We start from the raw sequence: 17,959 nt of genomic DNA, 5'->3' as shown, positions 1-17,959 counted from the left end.
GTCATCTACATGATCGATCCAGCCGCCACCCTCGCCCCCGAAGTCGCCGCGTTCCGCCAGTTCAGCCGGTTCTACACCGCCTATATCGGCGCCCTCGGACCGGATCATCAGGGCAGTGCCGTCTCGCTGACCGAGATGCGGGTGCTCTACGAGCTGGCCCATCGCGACGGCCCCACCGCCAAGGAGATCAGCGCCGACATCCGGGTCGATCCGGGCTATGTCAGCCGCCTGCTCAAGGGTTTCCGGGCCAAGGGCTGGGTGGCCACGACCCCGGACGCCGACGATGGACGGGTCCGGCGCCTGTCGCTGACCGAGGCCGGCCGGGCCGCCTTCACGCCGATGTACGACCGCGCCAATGTGGTGGCGGCAGAGGCGCTGGCCGAGCTGGCACCGGCCGACCGCGACCGGCTGCTATCGGCCATGGGCAGGATCCGCGCGATCCTCGATCCCCAGGCGGCCCCGGGCGAGCCCTATCTGCTGCGGCCGCACCGGCCGGGCGACATGGGCCAGGTGATCGCCGCCCATGGCCGGCTCTATGCCGCCGAATACGGGTTCGACATGAGCTTCGAGGCGCTGGTCGCCCGGATCGCCGCCGATTTCATCGACAAATTCGACCCGGCCCGCCATTGCTGCTGGATCGCCGAGCGTGACGGCGAGATGGTCGGCTCAGTCTTCGTGGTCGATGCGGACGAGACCACCGCCAAGCTGCGCATGCTGTTCGTGGACGAGCGGGCGCGCGGCCTCGGCATCGGCAAGCGGCTGACCGAGGAGGCGATGCGCTTCGCCCGCTCCACCGGCTATACCCGCATGACCCTGTGGACCAACGACATCCTCACCGCCGCCCGCGAGATCTACCGCAAGGCCGGGTTCGAGTGCGTCGCCGCCGAGCCGATGAACGCCTTCGGCGCGACCATGGTGGCCGAGACCTGGGAACGCGACCTGTGACGACCGCGCGATGAGCACGGGGCGTCCGCCCCTCGCGGTCATGACCGCGGCCTTCACGGGGGTGCAGGTCGGTCTCTCGATCGTCGCCAGTCGGGTGGCGGTCGACGATCTCGGGCCCACGGTGCTGGCGCTGTTCCGATACACTATAGGCGCCTCCATGATCCTGCCGTTGGCGGTGCATCTCGGCTGGCGCCGGATCCCGCTGCGCGATCTCTGGGTCATCGCCGCTCTCGGCATCGGCCAGTTCGGCATTCTGGTCGCCCTGCTGAATCTGGCGGTGGTGCATATCTCCGCCGGCCTGGGCAGCCTGATGTTCGCCACCATGCCGGTGCAGACGGTGCTGATCTCGGCTCTGCTCGGCCGTCAGGCGCTGACCTTGCGCCGGCTGGCCGGTGCCGTCCTGACCACCCTGGGGGTGGCGGCGGCGCTGAGCGACCGGCTGATCGGCGAGGCGGGAGGGGCGGGCTTGTGGATCGGCATCGCCGCCGCCCTGGCCAGCGCCTTCACCGGCGCGGTGTGCTCGGTGCTCTACCGGCCCTACCTGACCCGCTATCCCACGGTGCAGGTCAGCGGCCTCGCCATGGGGGCGTCGGTGCTGTTCCTGGCCGCACTGTCGCCCTTCGACGGTCCGCCGATCGGCTGGGACGCCCTGGGCGCCGCCCCCTGGGGGATCGTCGCCTTCATCGGCATCTTGAGCGGTATCGGCTACATCACCTGGCTGTATTCCCTGCGCGAGATGGCGGCGACCGAAGTCACCCTGTTCCTGGCGCTGGCGCCGATCACCGCGTCGGCCCTGGGTGCGCTGCTGCTGGACGAGACCCTGGGCCTCGGCCTGTTCGCCGGGCTGGCGCTGGTGATCCTGGGCATGCGGCTGGCACTGTCTCAAGCGTCCTCCTCTCCTTAACCGTCATCCCGGTGAGCTCCGGGTCGAGCCCGGAGCTCACCGGGATGACGTCGTTGGGAGTGGAAGGGAGGAGGGTGGCGGCCGCTTTTCCACGGGATGACGCGGAGGATCGGCGCGTCCTAGACTTCCGGGATAACTGCGCGCCCGTCCGGGAAAGCGCGGATCCATCCAGGAGGAAACGGATGTCCGATACGGATTTCACCGGTCAGGCTGTGCTCATCACCGGCGGGGCGAGCGGGATCGGCTTCGCCGCCGCCCAGGCCTTCGCCAAACGCGGCGCGCGGATCGCCATCGCCGACCTCAACCAGGACACCGCACAGGCCCAGGCGGCGACCCTCGGCGACGGCCATATCGGCCTCGGCGGCGACGTCTCCACCGAGGCGACGGCCGACCGGCTGGTCTCGAGCACCATGGACGCCTTCGGCCGGCTCGACGTGCTGATCAACTGTGCCGGCATGTCCGACACCTTTCTCGACACCATCGACCAGACCGCCGACCACTGGCAGCGGCTGATCGACGTGCACTTGACCGGCACCTTCGTCATGTCGAAGCGGGCCGCGCGGGAGATGATCGCCGCCGGGTATGGGGTGATCATCAACATCTCCTCCATCGCCGGCATCCTCGCCCTGCCGCGGCGCAACGCCTATACGGCGGCGAAGCACGGCATCGTCGGCCTGACCCGCAACCTTGCCTGCGAATGGGCGCAGAAGGGCCTCCGGGTCAACGCCATCGCCCCCGGCTATATCCGCACGCCGCTGGTCCAGAACCTGATCGACCAGGGAAAGATCGACGAGAAGAAGATCCGCCGCCGGACCCCGCTGGGCGAGATGCTGCCGCCGAGCGCCATCGCCGACGCCATGATCTTCCTCGCCTCGCCGCTCGCCCGCACGGTGACCGGGGTGAACCTGCCGGTGGATGGCGGCTACACGGTCTATGGCGGCATGGTCGATGCCGCCGAGATCGAGGAGTGAGGATGGCCGGCGAGACCCTGATCCCCGGCTTCCGGTTTCCCGAGGCCACCCTGTCCCGCGATCCGGCGGCCCAGGCGGAGGCGTTGAGCGCCTGCGCGCTCGATCCGGCCGTCTGGGCCGGGCAGACTGAGCCGACCCTGTGGGGCAATGACGGGTTCCGCGCCATGACGGCGGCGGGACAGGAGATCGACGGCTATATCCATGTTGAGCAGCGCCTGACCCTGTCCGGTGCGCTGGCCCTTGGCGAAGCGGTGCTGTTCTCCGGCGAGACCGTCTCGAACGAGGTGGTGCCGCGCGGCAGGCGCATCGTGCAGCGCTTCGAGGTCCGCCGGGCCGATCGCAGCCTGGCGGTGGTCTCGGAGCATATCCGCCTGCTGCCCGACCTGGAGAAGATGAAGGGGCGCTCGGGTGCGGCGTCCGCGCCGCCGGAGCCGGTGCCGGGCACGATCGTCGCCGAGAAGGTGATGCAGCCCCAGGACGTGGTCGCCTATTCAAAATCGGTCGGCAACGAGATCCATTTCGATCCGGAATTCGCCGCCCGCTACGGCTATCGCGCGCCGCTGGCCCAGGGGCTCATGACCATGACCTGGATGGCGGGGTATCTGGCGCAGCGCCTGCGGGCGGCGCCGATGGCGATCCTGATCGCCCAGTTCAAACGGCCGGTGTTCTGGGACGATCCGCTGACCCTGGTCGAGACCGCCGCGTCGGACCGCCGGCAGGCGCATCTCTGCGCGCTGAATGCCGAGGGCCGGGTGGCCTGCGACCTGCGGATGGAGGTGCTGTCCGGCTCAGCGTGAGCCGCGGGGCGGCGTCTCTTCGCCGAGGGCGAGGTCCTTGGGGACCTCCACACCGGTCAGATGGGCCATCAGGGTGCCGAAATCGGTCTCGATCTTCAGCGCCACCGGGATCGCCGGCCCGTCTCCCACCGGTTGCGCCACGTACACCACCCGGTCGCGGGCGGTCTTGCTGTATTTGTTGGGGGCCTTCCGGGCGCCGCCGAGCATCGCGTAGTCGATGCGGCAGCGCCGGGCTTCGCCGCTGAAGATCGAATAGCTGGTCGCCGGCAGGACTTCCGTGCCCCGGTCGCTGACCCGCAGGTCGTAGCGCCGGCGGCCGTCGAACACCGCGAATTCGCCGTCGCAGCTGCCGGTCCGGCTCATGGTCTGCGAGACCTGGGCGATGACGGTAAGCGGGTCGATGGTGCCCGCTTCCGCGTTCTCCGGCAGGGCGGTGACTTCCTCGGGATCGGGGGCCGGGTCGATCGCGGTCGAGATCACCTCGCCGTCGGGGCCGTAGGTCAGGATCACCGACCGGCGCTCGTCGCCTCGCCAGCCGAAATTGGTGTGCTTGTCCGGGACGGCGCGGTCGTTCTCGTACCGGCCGGCCGACCGGGTCTCCCCGCGCCAGCTGAAGAACACGTCCAGGATGCCGCGGGTCTGCGCATTGGCGGTGACCGCGTAGCGGCCGCGCTCCGGCGCGAATTCGGATTGCGCGCTGAGAATGTGCAACCCGCCGAAATAGACTTCGTAGGTCGCGCGCATCGGCCCGCCGGCGGCGACGGCCGGCGTGGCGCAGGTGATCAGGAGGGAGGCCAGAAGAAGGCGCTTCACGAATTTCTCCGGCGGCGACGTTAACCTTGTTTCTATAAAGATCGGTCGCAGCGGGCCGACGTCAATATCCCGCCGCACGTCTAAGGCTCTTCAGAAGATCGCCGCCGCCGTCTACATCTAGGACAGCGGACAGAGCAAGGCAGGCCGACCATGGGTGCGACGGACCCGACTGAGACCCCGGCGACCGGACCGATCCGCAGGCGGCACCGGCGGCGCACCAGGCCCGGATCGGCGCCGGGCACGCTGGTGGCAGATCCCGAGGCGCGGGGCTCCGCCGTCTCTGCCTTCGGCTATGGCGACGGCCAGTTCTTCGAGCGGCACGATCTATCTGTCGAGGATGTGGAAGCCCTCAAGGGCACGGTGCCGACCCTCTGGATCGACGTGACCGGCCTCGCCGATATCGGGCTCATCGAGCGGCTCGGCGCCCTGTTCGGGCTGCACGGACTGGCGTTGGAGGATGTGATCAACGTCCACCAGCGGCCCAAGCTCGAGGAATACGACGACCAGCTCTTCATCGTGACCCGCATGGCGCCGGAGACCCGCGGGGTGGAGACGCGGCAGATGGCCATGCTGCTGGGCGAGGGCTTCGTGCTGTCGTTTCGCGACGACCGGGCGGATTGCCTGGAGCTGGTGCGCGAGCGCCTGCGCCGGGAGAACGGCCGGATGCGCCAATACGGCGCCGGCTATCTCGCCTATGCGCTGATGGACGCGGTGATCGACGGGTATTTCCCGGCGGTCGAGATCCTGGGCGAGGACCTGGAGCATCTGGAGGAGGCGGTGACCCTGCATCCGCAGCAGGGGCAGATCCACGAGGTCTACCGCATCCGCCGGGACCTGCTCGACCTGCGCCGGTCGATCTGGCCGCATCGCGACCTGGTGAACGCTCTGATCCGCGACGACACCCCGCTGATCGACGGCCATACCCGGATCTTCCTGCGCGACTGCTACGACCACGTGGCGCAGCTCATGGACATCGTGGAGACCGAGCGCGAGATCGCCTCCAACCTGTCGGACGTCTACCACTCCAGCATGAACGCCCGGCTCAACGACATCATGAAGATGCTCACGCTGATCGCGACGATCTTCATGCCGCTGAGCTTCATCGCCAGCCTCTACGGCATGAACTTCGACCGGTCGGTCTCCGAATGGAACATGCCGGAGCTGGGTTGGCGGTACGGCTATCCCTACGCACTGGGGCTGATGGCGGTGTGTGGGCTGGGGATGCTCGTCTTCTTTCTGCGCAAGCACTGGATCAAGCCGCCGACGACCCGGCGCCGGCGGCGGAACCGCGACGGCGGTCCCTCGGGCGGCAGCGCCGGCTAGGCCGCGGACGGTCGGGCCGCCCGCCGGCCCGCTATCGGGCGCTTGAGCGAGACCCCGTTCGATGGCATGTATCGCGGCGCTGGCGGGGGCTCGATCAGACCCCGGTAATGGTGCGGCCCGCCCGCCAAGGTGCCGCTTCTCGTATTCGCAGGTCCTTCCATGCCCACTATCAATCGGCGTGACGTGGTTCAGGGTGCGGGTGCCGCGCTGCTGACCCTGCTCGCAAATCCTCATCTCGCCAAGGCCGCCGGCCCGACCCTGTCCTTCGGCCAGCCGTTCGAGTTCGGCTATGAGGCGCTGGTCGACCGCGCCCGCGACATGGCCGCCGCTCCCTATTCGGCGGCGCCGATCGTGGCGCCCGACGTGATCGAGGCGATCGACTACGACGCCCACGGCAAGCTGCGGTATCGGCCGGACGAGGCGGTGTTCGCCGACGGATCGGGAACCTACCCGGCCACCTTCTTCCATGTGGGCCGCTACTTCCCGCGCGGCGTGAAGGTCCACACCCTGCAGGACGGCTTCGCCCGGGTGGTGCGCTACAGCCCCGAGCTGTTCGATATGCCGGCGGACAGCGTCGCCAAGCAGCTTTCCGGCGACGTCGGCTTCGCCGGCTTCCGCTTCCAGGAGGCGCGGTCGCGCGACGACTGGAAGACTCAGGACTGGCTCGCCTTCCTCGGCGCCAGCTACTGGCGGGCGATCGGCGATCTCGGCCAGTACGGCCTGTCGGCCCGCGGCGTCGCCATCGACAGCGCCACCCCGGGCCCGGAGGAATTCCCGGAGTTCCGGGAGTTCTACCTGACCCCGGCGAAGGACAAGAACGACCCCAACGTCATCCTCGCCCTGCTGGACGGGCCGGGGATCACCGGCGCCTACAAGATCGCCGCGCGGCGTGGCAAGGGCGTGGTGATGGAGGTCGAGGCGCGGCTGTTCCTGCGCCGGGACATCGAGCGCCTGGGCATCGCCCCGCTGGTCTCCATGTACTGGTACAGCGAGACCAACGCGGACATCAGCAGCGACTGGCGGCCGGAGATCCACGATTCCGACGGTCTGGCGATCTGGACCGGCGGTGGCGAGCGGATCTGGCGCCCGCTGACCAACCCGCGCTTCCCGAACGTCTCCTCCTTCCTGGACGAGAATCCGAAAGGCTTCGGGCTGATGCAGCGCGACCGGAACTTCGAGCATTATCTCGACGGGGTGTACTACGACCGACGGCCGAGCCTGTGGATCGAGCCGCTGGGCGACTGGGGCCGGGGATCGGTTCAGCTCATGGAGCTGCGCACCGACGACGAGATCCACGACAATATCGGCGCCTTCTGGGTGCCCGAGGGTCCGGCGCGGGCCGGCAACAGCTACACGTTCAAGTACCGCCAGTACTGGCAGACCGACATGCCGACCCCGCCGCGTCCGACTGCCATCTGCGTGTCGACCCGCATCGGCCATGGCGGCCGGCCCGGTCAGAACCGCGCGGTCGACGCCCGCAAGTTCGTAGTGGAGTTCGACGGCTCCGCCCTGGCGGCGCTGAAGGACGGCGACGAGCCGGAGGCCGTGGTCGCGTCCTCCACCGGCAGGGTGGACGACGTATTCGCCGAGAAAGTTCCGGGCACGAAGAAGTGGCGGATCGTCTTCGATCTGTACCCGGCAGCCCCGGAGCCGGCGGAGCTGCGCGCCTTCCTGCGCACCGACGCGGGTGCGCTCACGGAGACGTGGCTCTACCGCTACGATCCGCTGCCGCGCTGATCGGGGGAGGGGAGTAAGCGGAAGTCGACGGTTGCCGCCCTATGGCGGTCGGCGATGGTTACTCCCCCCTTCATTCATCGTCTCCCCACCCTCGTGCCGGGACCTAGGGTGACGCGTGCTGGAGCGCGCGGTAGATAGATCCCGACTGCCGCATCGGCCCGCGGCCTCGGATCAGGCGGTAAGCCGGGAAAATCGCTCGACCGGAAATTTCAGCAGGGTAGACCGCGCTTACGCGGCGGGCAGGGAGACCAGTGTGTCGAAGGTGCGCCGGTCGCCCAGCACGCGCATCCGCTCCACTGGCCGCAGCCAGTCCAGCGCCTCCGCCCGGGTCCGGGCGTCCGCAACCTTGGCGGCGGCGGTGAGCATGTCCACGTCCGGACGGCCGCGGTCGCTCGGCCAGTGGTCGCCGGCCATGGCGAAATGCCGCTCGGCCAGGTCCGGATTCGCCAGCACCCGTTCCAGGGAGATCTCGGCCAGGTCGCCCTGGGCGGCGGACCGCTCGGCCTGGGAGGCGGTGACCAGGGGCGGGATCTCGCGCTCCTCCGGGATCACCAGCAGCCCCAGAGCGGCCAGCTTGCGGCCGAGCCAGGCGCTGCCGCTGCCCCAGGACAGCGGGATCGACAGGATCCAGCCGGCCAGCACCGGCGACAGCCAGGCCAGCACCGGCATGGACAGCGGCGCGATGGCCGCCACCACCACCAGCCCGATGGCGGTATGGCCGAGATGGAAGCGCGTCGCCTCGGCCAGCCCCATGGAGCCGTCGTCCCGGCGCTGCGGCCCCCAGCCGGAATCCGTGCCGCGCAGGATCGACCAGACGTGGCGCGACTGGATCAGCATCATGATCGGCGCGAACAGCGCCGACAGCAGAACCTCGAAGATCCAGCCGAACACCAGTCGTCTGGCGTCGCCGAAGCTCTTCACCACCGAGCGGTCGATCATGGCCCGCAGCAGGCCGATGATCTTCGGCACCAGCAGCGCGCCGATCGTCAGCACGAACAGCACGATCATCCGCTCGCTGTCGAACCGCGGCCAGGTCGGGAAGAGCTGGAACGCTTCGGTGAAATACTTCGGCCGCAGCAGGTAGGACTGCACCGTCAGTCCGACACCGACCAGGATCAGCGCCAGCCAGAGCGGCGAGGACAGGTAGCTCATCACCCCGTTCAGCAGGTGCATCCGGCTCGGCCAGCGCAGGCCGCGGGCGCCGATCACCGCCAGGTGCTGGATGTTGCCCTGGGCCCAGCGCCGGTCGCGCATGGCGAAGTCGAGCAGGGACGGCGGCGAGGATTCCCAGGAGCCGCCGATATTGGGCGCCATCTGCACCGCCCATCCGGCCCGGCGCAGCAGGGCGGCCTCGACGAAGTCGTGGCTCATGATCGTGCCGCCGAACGGCTTGCGGCCCGCCAGGCGCGGCAGGCCGCAGGCCTGGGCGAAGGCCTGGGTGCGGATGATCGCGTTATGGCCCCAGAAATTGCCGTCGTCGCCCTGCCAGGCGGCGACGCCGCGGGCGACGATCGGTCCGTAGATCCGGCCGGCGAACTGCTGCATCCGGGCGAACAGGCTGTCGCGGCCGATCAGCACGGGGACGGTCTGCACCAGCCCCAGGGCCGGGTCGGCGGTGATGCGGTCGCGCAGGGCGACGATGGACTGCGCCGTCATCAGGCTGTCGGCGTCGAGCACCAGCATGGTCTCGTAGCGTCCGCCCCAGCGGGTGACGAAGTCGTGAATGTTGCCCGACTTGCGGTCGGTGTTGCGCGCCCGATGGCGGTACCAGACCCGCATCGTGCCGCTCAGCCGGTCGCGCAGCCTGGCCACGGCGGCGGTCTCGACCACCCAGACCGCCGGGTCGGTGGTGTCGGACACGATGAAGATCTCGAAGCCGTCTGCCGCCCCGGCCCGGGCCAGGTCCTCGGCGATGGCGGCCAGCGCGCCGGTCGTCGCCGCCGGATCCTCGTTGTAGACCGGCATCACCAGGGCGCAGAGCCCGGGCTCCTCCATTGGAAGGGCCGTCCCGGACCCGGCGCTGGGCTGCAGCGAGGTGAACAGCCCGGCGAGGGCGGAGGTGGTGGACATGGAGATCCACCAGAAGGTCACGGTGAAGATGGCGACCAGCAGCGCCTGGAGCGCGGTGACCTCGCCGACCGCCACGGCCAGGGCCATCTGCCGGGTCGCCAGGGCGGTGAGCAGCAGGGCGCCGCCGAACACCACCAGCCGGGCGATCGCGGTCGCCATCCAGGGCCGGCCGCGGGTGCGGACCTGCGGCCGCACCGTGCGGCGGAAATTCTGCGTCGGCATGTCCAACGGCATGCCCGGCGGCATCGTCGGGTAATCCGCTGTGGCCAGCCGGGCGGTGTCTATGCGCTGGTCCATCTGTACAGCCAGGTCTCGCTCACGGGGCCGCTGTCTCCGACCAGCAACGCCCGCAATTCAACCAGCGACTCGTCGCCCGGGTCCACTTCAAAGCTCAGCCGGTAGGACCCGTCGACCGGATTGGGCCGGGTCGTGACGTTCAGGATGACGCCGTTGGACTGGCTGACCTCGGCATGGGGCATCCGCTCGGAGGCGGGGAGTCCGACGAAGTCGAGGACGAACAGCCGGCGGCGGCCGTCGCCGCCCCGACCGCCGCGGGTGGCGGCGACCCGGGCGAGGGGAACGTTGTCCGGCGGCGTGCTGCAGAAATGCATCCGGTAGGACAGGTCGGTGCGGGTGCCGGGCTCGAACGGAGCGCTCGGCCGCCAATAGGCGACGATGTTGTCGTTGGTCTCGGCTTCGGTCGGAATCTCGACCAGCACGACCGAGCCCGTCCCCCACTCGCCGACCGGTTCGACCCAGGTGGAGGGCCGCAGGTCGAACCGCGCGTCCATGTCCTGGAAGTCGGAGAACCGGCGGCTGCGCTGCACCAGCCCGAAACCGCGCGGGTTGGTGTCCAGAAAAGCGGAGAGCTGCAGCCGCGAGGGATTGGCCAGAGGGCGGAAGATCCGCTCGCCGTTGCCGGTGAGCATCTGCAGCCCGTCGGAATTGTGCACGGACGTGCGGAAGTCGTCGTAGCCGGCCCGGGAGGAGGAATCGTACAGGAACATCGACGTCAGCGGCCCGAGACCGATCTTGGTCACCTGGCGGCGCGGGAACAGCGCGGTGTCGACGTCGATCACCGTGGACTCGCCGGGGCGGATCTGGAAGCGGTAGGCGCCGGTGATTGACGGGCTGTCCATCAGGGCGAGCACGGTCATCGTGGAATCGCCCTGCACCGGCTTCATCAGCCAGAAGGCCGTGAAGTCGGGGAACTCCTCGCCTTCCGCGTCGGCGGTGGCGATCGCAAGGCCGCGGGCTGAGACGCCGTAGCGCTGGCCGGAGCCGACGGCCCTGAACCGTGTGCCGCCCTGGAACACGGCGAATTCGTCGATCCGGTCCGGCGCATTGAGCGGATAGCGCGCCCGGAACCCGGTGAAGGAGAGGCCCTCCGGCGCGCTCGGCGCGTTGACGCGGGGGCCGTAGTCGAACATCTCCGGCGCCAGGGCGACCGGATGGGTGCCGGTCTCGTTGACGTTGTAGATATCGACCGGCCGCATGAAGCGGAAGCCTGGATGGAACAGGTCGACCTCGAAGCCCAGTTCCTGGCCGATCCACAGGGCATGCTCCCGGCGGAACCGGATGTCCTGGTACTGCTCGTAGGAAAGCTCGGCGAGGTCGCCCGGGCCGGCGGCGGGACGGGCCTTGTAGTCCTGTCCGGCGAGAGTCTGCGCCTGGCCGACGACGTCCTCGAAGCTGGCCGGCGTGCCGGCGGGCCCCGTTTCGGATGCCCAGGCCGCGCGCATGGTCATCCCGTTGGAACTCGTCAGGGCGGCAGCGCTCCACAGCAGGCCACGCATCACTGAACGGCGGGATCGCCCGCTTGCTGCTTTCACCGATTCCACGCTCGTTGTCGACTGATCCTGGCGGATGACAGAGTGTCGAGGAAAAAACACGGGTGCCGGTCGGCTCCCGCTTCTTCCGGTGCCCGTCCCCTGGCGCCGCCGAATTGCGGCGTCAGATAGACACGAAAAACCCGCGTACTCAAGGGTGTACTACGCCGGTAGAGCCGGACCCACGGGTTCCGGCCTTCGGCGGTGCGACGAACCCTCCGGCACCCCGCACGTCGCCGGCCTCGCGCGTCTTCGATGCCGCGCCCGGATCATGCCGCCAGCCGCTTTCGAGCGTCGCGTTGCCAGCCGTCCTCGGTCCAGATCCGGGGCTGGATCTCGATCCGGCCCTCGGCGTCCACATCGATCACGTTGAAGGCGTTGGGCTCGCCGCGCAGGCGGGTGGAGATCGTCGTGCCGCCGTGCACCACCGTCATCGGGTGGCCGGGATCCGCTCCCTTCAGGTCGCGGATGAACGGCAGATGCAGGTGGCCGGCCAGCACCAGCCGGACCCGATGCCGCCGGAACAGGGCCAGCGCTTCGGTCGAGCGCCGCACCACCCTGTCCTGGAGACCGGGGTTGGGGGCGAGGAACGGGTGGTGGCCGACCACGATCGGCACCCGGCCTTTGGGCAGGGCGGCGAGCCGCCGGTCGATCCGGGCCAGCTGGCTGCGGCTGATCCGGCCGTCGGCCCAGTTCAGCCGCCATTGGGCGCGCCGCACGGTGTTGATGCCGACCACGGCGATCCGCTCGCCGACCCAGGTCGGCTCCAGCGCGTCACCGATATGCCGGCGCCAGCGGCGGTATGGGTCGATGAACCGCTCGAACGGCCGGTAGTAGTAGGGGATGTCGTGGTTGCCGGGCACGACGAAACACGGCGCCGAGAGCTCCGAGATGAATTCGGCGGCCTCGCGGAACTCCCGGTTCTTGGCGCGCAGGGTCAGGTCGCCGCTGATGATCACCAGGTCCGGCTTCTCCCGCTCGATCTCCGCCCGCAGGGGTTCGATCAGCCGCAGGTCGGTCTTGCCGAAATGCAGGTCGGACAGGTGGATGAGTCGGGTCATGCGGCCTCCGTGTCGTGTCGTTCCGGCCCGTCCTTCTTCCCTGCGGCGTCGTTGTCCGGCGTGGCGGTCGCCGCGCGGGTGGCTTCGCGCGCCCGCACGACCCGCAGGGCGCGGTGGCGGATCCTGTACTCGACCGGCAGGTCGAGCATCAGGATCTCGCCGTCGTTCAGCACGCGGACCTGCTTGCGGTCGCTGGTCACCGACGCCTCCCGCACCCGTTCGGAGGTCAGTTCCGGATCGGTGCGCCACCGCCCGATCATCGCCGCGGCGGCGAGCTTGAAGAGCTTGCCCGGCGACGGACTGCGCAGCGCGTAGAGGCCGAGATAACCGCTGTCCAGCTCGGTGCGCACGAACAGCCGGCCCGGCTCGTCCACATAGTCGCCGACCGCGACGGTCAGGTGGCGGGTGCGCAGGGTCCTCTTCTCGGGGTCGGAGATCGTGACCTCGATCGCCGGGTCGCGGTCCATGGTCTGGAAAAGGTGGGCAATCACCCGGGCCCAGCGCAGCGGGTTCAGCCGGCCGCGCCAGTGCTCGCGCTGGCGGGCGAGGCGCGAGGCGAAGCCGATCACCGAGCTGCACATGAATGAGTTGCCGTTGACCTCGCCGATATCGATCTCGACTTCCTCGCCGTCGCTCAGCACGGCGATCGCGCCGTCGATGTCCTGGGGGATGCCGAGATCCTGGGAGAGGTGATTGAGGGTGCCGGCCGGCAGGATGCCGAGGGTCTTGTCCGTGCCGGACATGCGGCGGGCGGCGGCGTTGACCGTGCCGTCGCCGCCGGCGACGATCACCAGCTGGGCCGGCGCGTTGAGCGCCTGCTCGACGAAATCGGCGAGCTGCGAGGGATCGCCGGTCAGCAGCTCGACCTCGATGCCGGTGTCCCGGATCTTGTCCGCGATATCCTGCGGCGTGATGTCCGCGTCCAGGAGGCTCCCGGCCTGCGGGTTCACGATCAGCGTGGCGGTGCGTGGCGGCATCGGGGTGCGAACTCTGGGTTGTGGCGGGCTTCCCCGTACAACGCCTCGCACAGCAGGTGGTTCCCCCGGCTGCGGTTCCAGTCCGTGAGACGTGACCGGATCGGCCCAGGCCTCAGCCTGTGGCAGTCCGGCCCTTCTCCTTGCGCGGCGGCGCGATCAGGCTTTCCGCCGGCACCTGCCATTCGGAGTGAAGCAACCACATGGCGGACTTGGACAGCTCCCGCGAGCCGTTCAGGATCTCGCTGGCGCGTGGCCGAGACTTCAGCAGGTCAGCGAGATCCGCCTGAGTGAAGCCCTTGGCCGCCATGGTGTGTCTGATGGCGCTCAGCGGGTCGGACGGAGAGATCGGAACATGCTTCTCCTCGTAAGCCTCGACCAGGGTCGTGAGAACGTCGAGTTCGTCCCCGTCCGGGGTATTGGCCTCCGCATCCATGAGGGCTTCGATCCGCGTCAGGGCAGCGGCATGATCGGCCTCGGTCTTGATCGGGCGGATGTCCATCCCTTTCTCCTTTCGACGTTCACACGGTGGTAACGTCAATATTGTCGTACTCGGCGTGGGTTCCGGCCCAGCGGATGTAGACCACCTGGTGCGGATAGTTGATCTTCACCACCAGCCGATACTTGTTGCCGTGAATGTTGAAGACCACCCGGTTGCCCGCGACGATGCTGGCATTGCGGTAAGCGGCCTTGACGTCCGCGGGCGTGGCCCAGTCGCACGTTCTGCCGTTCACCGCATTGAACCAGGCGGTCAGATCCGCTTCGGCATCGCGCCGGTTGGGTTGCGACCAAAAGGTCACGAGGGTCTGACGGGCGATGATTCTCACCCGGTGACTATAGTGGTTCCCAAAAGTGGAACAAAGCAAAATCTCCGATGAGAAACAGCCGTGAATCCTCGGAGATCGGCAGCCGTGCCGACCCGACCATCGCGATACCCGTCCGATTTTCGAAGAAATCTGGTGCCGGCAGCAGGACTTGAACCCGCGACCCCCTGATTACAAATCAGGTGCTCTACCAGCTGAGCTATGCCGGCACGCCTGCGTTTCTGCGCAGTTCCGAGCCTGACGTCAAGCGTCGCGTGGCAGCGTCATGGATGCGGATGTTCGCGCACCCAGTGCTCGGCGATGGCCTGGCGGCCGGTGACCCAAATGCCGCCCTTCTCCTGCACGTAGTCCAGCAGCCTGGCCAGACCCGCCGCCCGCGAGGGGTGGCCGATCAGGCGCAGGTGCAAGCCGCAGGACATCATCCGCGGGCTGTTCGCCCCTTCCTCCCACAGCATGTCGATCGCGTCCTTCACGAAGGTGAAGTAGTCGTCGCCGGTGGGGAAATGGTTGCGGGCGAACTTGCTGTCGTTGGTGGTCAGCGAATAGGGCACCACCAGATGCGGCCGGCCGGACACCTCGGTCCAGTAGGGCAGCTCGTCGGCATAGCTGTCGCTGTCGTAGAGGAAGCCGCCGTGCTCGACGACCAGGCGGCGGGTGTGCACGCTCGGACCGTGGCGGCAGTACCAGCCGGCCGGCCTGGCCCCGGTGGTGCGCTCCAGGCTCTCCACCGCGCGGGCGATGTGGGCGCGCTCCTCGTCCTCGCTGAGCTGGAAATGGTTCACCCAGCGCCAGCCGTGGCAGCAGATGTCCCAGCCGCTCTCGCGGATCGCGGCCGCCGCCTCGTCGTTGCGCTCCAGCGCCAGGGCGCAGGCGTTGACCGTCAGCGGCAGGTTGCGCTCGGTGAACAGCCGGTGCAGCCGCCAGAAGCCGACGCGGGTGCCGTATTCGAACATCGACTCCGCGGCCAGGTCGCGCGAGCCGGGACCGTTCGGGCTGTCCGGCGAGTCGGTCAGGCTCCCCTCGGAGAAGCCGTCGCCCTCGGGGATCGAGTATTCCGACCCCTCCTCGTAGTTCATGACGAAATTGATCGCCAGCCGCGCGCCGCCGGGCCAGTTGGCATGGGGCGGGGTGCGGCCGTAGCCGACCATGTCGCGGTCCAGATGCGGCTGGAAATTCGGGTCGTCCCGGTCGGGTCCGTTCCGGTCAGGAGCGCTCAAACGATCCTCGCTTCGGCCAGTTTGCGCTGCAGGTCGCGCAGCCGGGTGGCACGTTCGCCCTTTTGCTCCGCCCCGTCCAGATAGCTGGCGAGGAAATCCGGCCGCTTCATGAGCTGCTGCGCGGCGGCCCGGGCGCGGTCGGCGTTCTCGCCCTCGGTGAAAGCGCCTTCGCGGCACAGGTCGACCACCCGCATCAGCCGTTCGGCCGCCGAGCCGCTGCCGTCGTTCAGCTTCTCCAGCAGCCGCGAGCTGTCGAGCAGGGCGGTCTGCGCCTGTTCGACCTGGCGGGTCATGCGGCCCTTCGCCCGGTCGCCGAGCTGGGAGCCCTTCAGCGCCCGGTACAGCGCGCCCAGCGCCATGATCTGCTGCCGAAGCGACAGGCCTTCCGCCACCAGCTTGGCCTCGAGCTGCGGCTGGCCCATCAGGTCGGCGACGTACTGTTCCAGGTACTCCCGCGCGGTCTCGCCGAACACCTTGCTGTGCAGGGCCACGGCCCGCATCACCCGCTCGCCGACGCAGCGCGTTCCCTGCATCAGCATGTCGATGGTCTGGTCGGAGAGGGCCCGGCCCAGCCGGCGTTCCAGCGCCTCCTGGGTCACCTCGCCGCCGATCAGCGCGCCCTCGAAGACGAGGGTGTCGCGCAGCTCGACCACCGCCTGGATCTCCTCGGCGAGGGTCTTGGCCGTCATCTTGTCGGGGCCGGAGACCAGACGGACGATATGCGCGGCCAGGGCCGCCCGGGAATCGGGCATCGGGGCGCGGGTCATCAGCTTGTAGAACGGCACCGACAGGACCGCCTTGGGCGGCGCGTCGGTCGGCCGGGCGGTCCCGTTCAGCAGGGCCAGCAGGCTGGCCACCGCCTCGCCGGCGGTCGGCAGATCGCCGATGACCTCCGGGAGCACCTCCACCGGCCGCAGCAGCTCGCCCAGGAACCGGTCGATGCAGGCCAGCGCCTCCGGCGTGTCGGCGCTGGCGGCGATCTTCAGCAGGGTGTCGAGCTTGTCGGCCCAGCCCTTCTTGTCCGCCAGCCCGGCGGCAACCGAGCACAGGATGCGGAAGGTATGGGCGGGGCTGCTCTCGTCGCCCCGCCGGGCGAACAACGCGCCGGCGGTCTCCGGCGTCATCGGGGCCGGGTCGAGGGCCTCGACCTCCTCGGCCATGGCCGCCTTGGCCTGGTCGATGATGTCCCACAGCCGGCGGATCCGCTCGCTTACCGGCACGCTCATGCCGCGGACCTGCCAGCTCGCCGCCTTCTGGACCGCCTGCATGGCGCTGGTCCCGCTGTTCATCAGATCGGTCTGATGCCGCGGGGAGTACAGGATCTCGATCGCCGTCAGCTTACGGGGGCCGAGATAGGCGGCGCAGGCCCGGGTGATGGTTTCGCGAGCGTCGGGAGTGAACAGGTCTGCGGCTTCTTCGCAGATCGCTGATTTCGCGACCTCGATGTCCTCGCGCGGCGTGAACACCATGATTACTGGGACTCCTGCATATCCGGTCTGCTTGCTCGGTCCGCCGCGCGGAAAAGCTGTCGGAGTATGGCCTAAAAATCTTGGTTAAAGGTTAACCTGCCTTTCTGCCGGGGGCGACCGCGGCGTGATGCAGGGCGATCGCCGCCGCCGCCGACACGTTGAGCGAGCGGATCGGCGCCTTGGTCGGCAGGTGGACGAGTTGGTCGCAGGTCTCGCGGGTCAGGCGGCGCAGGCCGTCGCCCTCCGCCCCCATCACCAGCGCGGCCCGGCCGGACAGGTCGAGACTGTCGAGCGCGACCGGCCCCTCCTCGGCGAGGCCGACGCACCAGAACCCGGCCTCCTGGATGGTGCGCAGGGCGCGGGCGAGGTTGATCACCCGCACCAGCGGGGTGACGTCGAGCGCGCCGGACGCGGTCTTGGCCACCACGGCAGTGATCTGCGGGGTGTGCCGGTCCTGGACGACGACCGCATCGGCCCCGAAGGCCGCGGCGGAGCGCAGCACGGCGCCGAGATTGTGCGGATCGGTCACCTGGTCGAGCACCATCAGCAGGCTTTGGGGCCCGGCGGCGTCGAGCACGTCCTCCAGGGCGGTGTCCGGCAGCGGGTCGACCCGGGCGATCAGGCCCTGATGCACCGCGCCCTCGCCGACCAGGGTGGCGATCTCCTCCGCCGTGACGGTCCTGGGGTCGGGCAGGGCCCCGCACCGGGCCTCGGGCAGGGCGGCCAGGGTCTCGGCGAGATCGGCCGCCGCTTCCACGCTGCACATCAGCGCGCGGACATGCCGTCGCGGATTGGCCAGTGCTGCCGCCACCGCGTGCCTGCCGAACAGCAGAGTCGGGTCGAATGCCGTCCGATCCGACTCGCGGCCGGGGAGTGTTTGACCGCCGCCGGACCGCTCGCGGCCGGGGGCAGGGGATTTCGCCGCACGGGAGGGGCGGCCGCCGTATTTTCGTTTCGCCATGGCTATGCTACGGTTTTCCTCGGTTGGGAGACCACGAACCGCCTGGATTACCGGCGCGGTCATT

At 69.1% G+C, this 17,959-nt stretch carries 16 protein-coding genes and 1 tRNA gene; 6 read left to right on the top strand and 11 right to left on the bottom strand.

Translation table 11 applies throughout. The features are described from left to right. Positions 1-9 precede the first annotated feature (9 nt). From T8K17_RS24970 to T8K17_RS24955, 4 genes are all read left to right on the top strand, one after another. A complete protein-coding gene (locus tag T8K17_RS24970) occupies positions 10-945 on the top strand; it encodes a helix-turn-helix domain-containing GNAT family N-acetyltransferase (RefSeq protein WP_322332421.1) in 936 nt (311 codons plus the stop codon). 10 nt (positions 946-955) lie between these two features. Beyond that, a complete protein-coding gene (locus tag T8K17_RS24965; protein ID WP_322332420.1) occupies positions 956-1,849 on the top strand; it encodes a DMT family transporter in 894 nt (297 codons plus the stop codon). A 182-nt stretch (positions 1,850-2,031) separates the two neighbouring features. Further along, on the top strand, positions 2,032-2,820 hold the full coding sequence (locus T8K17_RS24960) for an SDR family oxidoreductase (RefSeq protein ID WP_322332419.1): 789 nt from the start codon (positions 2,032-2,034) through the stop codon (positions 2,818-2,820). 2 nt (positions 2,821-2,822) lie between these two features. Continuing rightward, positions 2,823-3,617: a MaoC family dehydratase gene (locus T8K17_RS24955; RefSeq protein ID WP_322332418.1), complete on the top strand. Its 795-nt coding sequence runs from the start codon at positions 2,823-2,825 to the stop codon at positions 3,615-3,617. On the opposite strand, the gene T8K17_RS24950 is transcribed toward T8K17_RS24955, so the two are convergent. After that, a complete protein-coding gene (locus tag T8K17_RS24950; RefSeq protein WP_322332417.1) occupies positions 3,609-4,430 on the bottom strand; it encodes a DUF3108 domain-containing protein in 822 nt (273 codons plus the stop codon). The genes T8K17_RS24955 and T8K17_RS24950 overlap by 9 nt on opposite strands. A 150-nt stretch (positions 4,431-4,580) precedes the next feature. Here T8K17_RS24950 and corA point away from each other — a divergent pair, with 150 nt between their 5' ends. Further along, complete coding sequence (gene corA / locus T8K17_RS24945; protein ID WP_322332416.1) at positions 4,581-5,753, top strand: magnesium/cobalt transporter CorA; 1,173 nt, start codon at positions 4,581-4,583, stop codon at positions 5,751-5,753. Positions 5,754-5,912: 159 nt separating this feature from the next. After that, positions 5,913-7,490, top strand: coding sequence for a glucan biosynthesis protein D (locus T8K17_RS24940; RefSeq protein ID WP_322332415.1), 1,578 nt, complete (start codon positions 5,913-5,915; stop codon positions 7,488-7,490). A 228-nt stretch (positions 7,491-7,718) separates the two neighbouring features. Here T8K17_RS24940 and mdoH read toward each other — a convergent pair whose 3' ends face one another. From mdoH to rlmB, 10 genes are all read right to left on the bottom strand, one after another. Beyond that, on the bottom strand, positions 7,719-9,857 hold the full coding sequence (mdoH, locus tag T8K17_RS24935) for a glucans biosynthesis glucosyltransferase MdoH (protein WP_322332414.1): 2,139 nt from the start codon (positions 9,855-9,857) through the stop codon (positions 7,719-7,721). Beyond that, complete coding sequence (locus T8K17_RS24930) at positions 9,842-11,308, bottom strand: glucan biosynthesis protein (RefSeq protein ID WP_322332413.1); 1,467 nt, start codon at positions 11,306-11,308, stop codon at positions 9,842-9,844. The genes mdoH and T8K17_RS24930 overlap by 16 nt, the downstream gene beginning before the upstream one ends. A gap of 350 nt (positions 11,309-11,658) precedes the next feature. Then, positions 11,659-12,450, bottom strand: a complete 792-nt coding sequence (locus tag T8K17_RS24925; protein ID WP_322332412.1) for a metallophosphoesterase — start codon at positions 12,448-12,450, stop codon at positions 11,659-11,661. Continuing rightward, a complete protein-coding gene (locus T8K17_RS24920; RefSeq protein ID WP_322332411.1) occupies positions 12,447-13,427 on the bottom strand; it encodes a diacylglycerol/lipid kinase family protein in 981 nt (326 codons plus the stop codon). Before T8K17_RS24920 ends, T8K17_RS24925 begins: the two co-directional genes overlap by 4 nt. Positions 13,428-13,539: 112 nt before the next feature. After that, on the bottom strand, positions 13,540-13,926 hold the full coding sequence (locus T8K17_RS24915) for an XRE family transcriptional regulator (RefSeq protein WP_322332410.1): 387 nt from the start codon (positions 13,924-13,926) through the stop codon (positions 13,540-13,542). Between the two features lie 19 nt (positions 13,927-13,945). Beyond that, positions 13,946-14,251 carry a type II toxin-antitoxin system HigB family toxin gene (locus T8K17_RS24910; RefSeq protein WP_322332409.1) on the bottom strand — a complete coding sequence of 102 codons (306 nt, stop codon included), beginning with the start codon at positions 14,249-14,251 and terminating at the stop codon, positions 13,946-13,948. 130 nt (positions 14,252-14,381) lie between these two features. Further along, positions 14,382-14,457, bottom strand: a tRNA-Thr gene (locus tag T8K17_RS24905). 54 nt (positions 14,458-14,511) lie between these two features. Continuing rightward, the gene (locus T8K17_RS24900; RefSeq protein WP_322332408.1) at positions 14,512-15,465 is read right to left on the bottom strand and encodes an allantoinase PuuE; all 954 of its coding nucleotides are present in this window, start codon (positions 15,463-15,465) and stop codon (positions 14,512-14,514) included. Next, complete coding sequence (locus tag T8K17_RS24895) at positions 15,462-16,934, bottom strand: hypothetical protein (protein ID WP_322332407.1); 1,473 nt, start codon at positions 16,932-16,934, stop codon at positions 15,462-15,464. Before T8K17_RS24895 ends, T8K17_RS24900 begins: the two co-directional genes overlap by 4 nt. 91 nt (positions 16,935-17,025) lie before the next feature. Then, positions 17,026-17,895, bottom strand: a complete 870-nt coding sequence (gene rlmB, locus T8K17_RS24890) for a 23S rRNA (guanosine(2251)-2'-O)-methyltransferase RlmB (protein ID WP_322332406.1) — start codon at positions 17,893-17,895, stop codon at positions 17,026-17,028. Between the last annotated feature and the right edge of the window lie 64 nt (positions 17,896-17,959).

Origin of the sequence: Thalassobaculum sp. OXR-137, assembly GCF_034377285.1 — a bacterium.
In the GTDB taxonomy this organism is placed as follows: Bacteria; Pseudomonadota; Alphaproteobacteria; order Thalassobaculales; family Thalassobaculaceae; genus Thalassobaculum.
The sequence above is the reverse complement of the archived record's forward strand: the minus strand, read 5'-3'. Positions and strand labels throughout refer to the sequence as shown.

Bases quoted from the DNA above. Each gene is read 5' to 3' on its own strand.
- T8K17_RS24970 (WP_322332421.1), top strand. From the start codon at position 10: ATGATCGATCCAGCCGCCACCCTCGCCCCCGAAGTCGCCGCGTTCCGC.
- T8K17_RS24965 (WP_322332420.1), top strand. From the start codon at position 956: ATGAGCACGGGGCGTCCGCCCCTCGCGGTCATGACCGCGGCCTTCACG.
- T8K17_RS24960 (WP_322332419.1), top strand. From the start codon at position 2,032: ATGTCCGATACGGATTTCACCGGTCAGGCTGTGCTCATCACCGGCGGG.
- T8K17_RS24955 (WP_322332418.1), top strand. From the start codon at position 2,823: ATGGCCGGCGAGACCCTGATCCCCGGCTTCCGGTTTCCCGAGGCCACC.
- corA (WP_322332416.1), top strand. From the start codon at position 4,581: ATGGGTGCGACGGACCCGACTGAGACCCCGGCGACCGGACCGATCCGC.
- T8K17_RS24940 (WP_322332415.1), top strand. From the start codon at position 5,913: ATGCCCACTATCAATCGGCGTGACGTGGTTCAGGGTGCGGGTGCCGCG.
- mdoH (WP_322332414.1), bottom strand. From the start codon at position 9,857: ATGGACCAGCGCATAGACACCGCCCGGCTGGCCACAGCGGATTACCCG.
- T8K17_RS24930 (WP_322332413.1), bottom strand. From the start codon at position 11,308: ATGACCATGCGCGCGGCCTGGGCATCCGAAACGGGGCCCGCCGGCACG.
- T8K17_RS24925 (WP_322332412.1), bottom strand. From the start codon at position 12,450: ATGACCCGACTCATCCACCTGTCCGACCTGCATTTCGGCAAGACCGAC.
- T8K17_RS24920 (WP_322332411.1), bottom strand. From the start codon at position 13,427: ATGCCGCCACGCACCGCCACGCTGATCGTGAACCCGCAGGCCGGGAGC.
- T8K17_RS24915 (WP_322332410.1), bottom strand. From the start codon at position 13,926: ATGGACATCCGCCCGATCAAGACCGAGGCCGATCATGCCGCTGCCCTG.
- T8K17_RS24895 (WP_322332407.1), bottom strand. From the start codon at position 16,934: ATGGTGTTCACGCCGCGCGAGGACATCGAGGTCGCGAAATCAGCGATC.
- rlmB (WP_322332406.1), bottom strand. From the start codon at position 17,895: ATGGCGAAACGAAAATACGGCGGCCGCCCCTCCCGTGCGGCGAAATCC.